The 3,799-nt window shown below is 71.6% G+C and carries 4 protein-coding genes; 2 read left to right on the top strand and 2 right to left on the bottom strand.

The window, feature by feature from the left end; all coding sequences use genetic code 11:
- Positions 1-130 precede the first annotated feature (130 nt).
- Both ACFRQN_RS40150 and ACFRQN_RS40145 read right to left on the bottom strand, forming a co-directional pair.
- On the bottom strand, positions 131-388 hold the full coding sequence (locus tag ACFRQN_RS40150; RefSeq protein WP_049654080.1) for a DUF3073 domain-containing protein: 258 nt from the start codon (positions 386-388) through the stop codon (positions 131-133).
- 382 nt (positions 389-770) lie between these two features.
- Entirely contained in the window at positions 771-1,928 is a 1,158-nt protein-coding gene (locus ACFRQN_RS40145) for a Glu/Leu/Phe/Val dehydrogenase dimerization domain-containing protein (RefSeq protein ID WP_074002053.1), read from the bottom strand.
- 198 nt (positions 1,929-2,126) lie between these two features.
- Here ACFRQN_RS40145 and ACFRQN_RS40140 point away from each other — a divergent pair, with 198 nt between their 5' ends.
- Positions 2,127-3,065, top strand: coding sequence for a hypothetical protein (locus tag ACFRQN_RS40140; RefSeq protein ID WP_380745598.1), 939 nt, complete (start codon positions 2,127-2,129; stop codon positions 3,063-3,065).
- Between the two features lie 487 nt (positions 3,066-3,552).
- Complete coding sequence (bldC, locus tag ACFRQN_RS40135) at positions 3,553-3,759, top strand: developmental transcriptional regulator BldC (protein ID WP_014137253.1); 207 nt, start codon at positions 3,553-3,555, stop codon at positions 3,757-3,759.
- Positions 3,760-3,799: the final 40 nt, after the last annotated feature.

Genomic DNA, 3,799 nt, shown 5'->3' with positions numbered 1-3,799 from the left:
GGGCCCCTCCGGAGCTCCGGAGGGGCCCTTCCGTCGTCAGGACCGGCCCGCGCGGCGACCGCCGTACGCGGGAACGCCGAAGACCGGCCCGGCGCCCAGGGCGCCCGGACCGGTCCGGCGGGACTGCTTGTTACGAGCGGCGGGAGGCCTGCGACGGCCCGGTGCCCGGCTCGGTGTCGCCGTCGTCGTCGAGGTCGGCGTAGCGGGCGGCGTACTCCGCGTACGGGTCGTCGTCCTCCTCCTCCTCGATCGGCTCCGGCTCGATCGAAGCGGTGGACGGCGATACGCCCAGCTCGTTGGACAGACGGTTAGCGTCGAACCCGCCGCTGTTGTACTTCAGCTCGCGGGCGACCTTCGTCTGCTTGGCCTTGGCCCGGCCGCGCCCCATGGGTCGACCCCCTCAACGATGGGGCTCACGGCCCCGAGTCTGACACGTGTTCATGATCAGGACCGGCCTGCCCGAATGGGAGGACCGTCCCTTGGAGCATTAACGGTACCTGTTTCCGCCGCTGGACGGTACGTCGTCAGTGTGACGTGGCGCGCACCGACCGCACCCGCGACCAGGTCTTCCCAGGTCAAGGGAGGTTTTGCGGCGTTTTGCGCGCTGTCCAGAGGTGTCTTGGGTCCGTCGTTCCAGGACTGATTATCCCCCCTAGGGGGGCTTCGGATCACCCGTTCGGCCGGAGAAGTGAGAATCCGGTTCCACATCGTGATGCGCGGGGGGCCACTGGGACGGCCCCCCGCGCGCCACGGGGTCGGCTGGTGACCCGTCAGCCGCGGCGGGCGCCGGGCAGCAGCACCGTGCGCAGGGCGCTGATCTCGCGCATCCGCTTCTCGGCCAGGCGGTCGGCCGCGACCGCCGGCGGGACGCCGTCGGCCGTCGCCCGGGTGAAGATCTCCAGGGTGGTGTCGAAGATCTTCGTGGCCTTGTTCTTGGCCCGCTCGAAGTTGAAGCCGTCGATCTCGTCGGCGACCTGGATGACGCCGCCGGAGTTCACCAGGTAGTCCGGGGCGTAGAGGATGCCGCGGTCGGCGAGGTCCTTCTCGACGCCCGGGTGGGACAGCTGGTTGTTGGCCGCGCCGCAGACGATCGAGGTGCCGAAGCCGCCCAGCGCCGCGACGACGTCGTCGGTCAGCGCGCCGCCGAGGGCGCAGGGGGCGTAGACGTCCAGCTTCGCCTGGAGCAGGGCGGCGGTGTCGGCGACCACCTCGACCTCGGGGTGGGCCGCGCGCACGCGGTTGACGGCGGCCTCGAAGGGGTCGGTGACGACGACCGTGGCGCCGTCCGCGACCAGGTGGCCGACCAGGTAGTGGCCGACCTTGCCGACGCCCGCGACGCCGACCCGCTTGCCGCGCAGGGTCGGCTGGCCCCAGCGGGCCTGGGCGGTGGCGCGCATGCCCTGGAAGACGCCGAAGGCGGTCAGGATGGACGAGTCGCCGGCGCCGCCGTGCTCGGGCGAGCGGCCGGTCACGAACTCGGTCTCGCGGGCGATGACGTCCATGTCCTGGACGTAGGTGCCCACGTCGCAGGCGGTGATGTAGCGGCCGCGCAGGGACTCGACGAAGCGGCCGTAGGCCCGGAGCATCGCCTCGTTCTTGTCCTTGTTCGGGTCGCCGATGATGACGGCCTTGCCGCCGCCGAGGTCCAGCCCGGCCAGCGCGTTCTTGTAGGACATCCCGCGGGACAGGTTCAGCGCGTCCTCCAGCGCCGCCTCCTCGGAGGCGTACGGGAAGAAGCGGGTGCCGCCGAGGGCCGGGCCCAGGGCGGTCGAGTGGATGGCGATGATCGCCTTCAGACCCGAGCTGCGGTCGTGGCAGAGGACGACCTGCTCGTGACCGTCGCCGGGGGCGCCGTCCTGCTCGGTACGGAAGATCCTGCTGAGCACGCCGGGTGCGGGGTGCGTGGCGGGGGTCTGTACGTCGGTCACTGTGGTGACTCCAGTATTGAAGGCCCGCTGCTGTGGTGCGGGCGCCTAGGGCGAAGCGTAGTCGGGGGCGCGCCGCCGGTCCGGCGTCTTGCCCGAGCCGGGGCCGGACGTCCGAGGGGTGAGACGGACGGCGGTGCGGAGTGCGGGCGCGAACGGTGCGGGGGCGCGCTCTCCCGGGGCCGCGCGGCGCGTGCGACCATGCAGGACGTGACCGTCGTACGTACCTCCGTACAGCCGCCCTACGCGGCCCACCTGCGGGTCTACGAGCCGCTGGCCGCCTACCCGGAGCCCGACCGGGCCCGCTGGCAGGCCTGGGCGGCGGAGCACGGGCCGGACGCCGCGGAGCCGGCCCAGCCGGTGGCGGCGGCGGTGCTGGAGGAGCAGCGGGAGGCGCTCGCCGGGCTGGCCGCCCGCACGCCCCGGGCACTGCCCGAGCGGGAGAGCGGGCGGGCGTACCTGCGGCTGGTGGACGGCGTCCTGTACGTCTGCCCGTGGGCGACCAGGCTGCGCAGCTGGCAGGCGCTGGAGGAGCTGCGGGCCGGGGCGCCGGTGGCGCTGCTGGACACCGCGCTGCCGCCGGTGACCCGGGCGGCCGCCGAGGCGGACCGGGAGCGCTGGCGGGCCGAGCACCCGGACGCCCGGCCGTGGATCCTGACCAGCCGGTGGGAGGTGCCGGTGCACTGGTTCCTGCCGTTCGGGGACGAGGACCGCTGCTTCGTGCCGGGCGGGGAAAGGCCGGGGGAGGAGGGGTCGGTGGACGGCCCGGGCGGGGGAGCGGGGCGGGGCGGCCGGCCGGCGGCGCTGTTCTACCTGGTGCCGATGGCGCAGGCGCGCCGACGGGTGGCGCGGGCCTTCCGGGCGCTGCGCGAGGCGGCGCCGGACGGGGACCTGGTGCGGGGGGCGGAGCGGGTCGGGCGCTGGCTGGAGGAGTTCCACCCGCGCTCGCTGGTGGAGCTGGACTACGGGGGCCTGGTGCATCTGCTGGGCCCGGAGCGGCTCTTGGCGGACCGTTCGGCGGGGGAGCTGGAGGAGGGGCTGCGGGCGCTGCGGGCCGGGGACACCGCGGAGGCGCTGCGGGTCCACGGGGAGCTGACGGTGCGGTGGCGCCGGGTGCTGGCGCTGCGGCACGCGAACTGACGTCCGACCGCGCGTGTATGACTGTAAGAGTCCTAAGGGCTGCACATCGGATGACCAAGGTCCCGGTTCGGGTCAATAGCTGCCGAACGTGACACTACTCACCGTTGACGCGAACTTACCCCTATGTGCAAAAATGGGACAACCAGCCCAACTTCACGTGAGCGTGCCCACTTTTGGGTGGTTCTGGAGTCGATGCGTGCTTTGCGGGGAAACGGAGGGTCTGGTCCCCTCGTAACCGGATGTCATCACTATGTGACTGTCCGCTATGGGGTGGTCCATCGCCATCCGTCGGCCTTGAACCCGTGAGGGGTCAATTTTGGCGGTTTGGTCGATAGGGCTGGACGGATGGTGTAGTTGTAGACACCAGGACAAGCCGTTCGTCCTATAACCGACTCGGCCCGTCTATGCCATTTCGGGCATCGCGGGCCAAGGTGCAGAATTTGAAGGATAGAACCGCCCTGGTTCGGTTCTCCCGAGGAGGCCGCTCATGACCGCTCGTACCCCTGATGCTGAGCCGCTGCTGACGCCGGCAGAGGTTGCCACCATGTTCCGCGTGGACCCGAAGACGGTCACCCGCTGGGCCAAGGCAGGCAAGCTGACGTCGATTCGCACGCTCGGTGGTCACCGCCGTTACCGTGAGGCGGAGGTGCGCGCTCTGCTGGCTGGGATTCCCGCCCAGCGTACTGAGGCCTGATAGGCCGAAGGCTCTTTTAAAGGGGCCGCTTACCGGACTC

Source organism: Kitasatospora sp. NPDC056800, from assembly GCF_042789775.1.
Lineage (GTDB): Bacteria > Actinomycetota > Actinomycetes > Streptomycetales > Streptomycetaceae > Kitasatospora.
Note: the sequence above shows the minus strand (reverse complement) of the source record. Positions and strands in the feature narration are given on the sequence as shown.

Excerpts from the sequence above, each read along its gene's own strand:
- ACFRQN_RS40150 (WP_049654080.1), bottom strand. The coding sequence starts at position 388 with ATGGGGCGCGGCCGGGCCAAGGCCAAGCAGACGAAGGTCGCCCGCGAG.
- ACFRQN_RS40140 (WP_380745598.1), top strand. The coding sequence starts at position 2,127 with ATGCAGGACGTGACCGTCGTACGTACCTCCGTACAGCCGCCCTACGCG.
- bldC (WP_014137253.1), top strand. The coding sequence starts at position 3,553 with ATGACCGCTCGTACCCCTGATGCTGAGCCGCTGCTGACGCCGGCAGAG.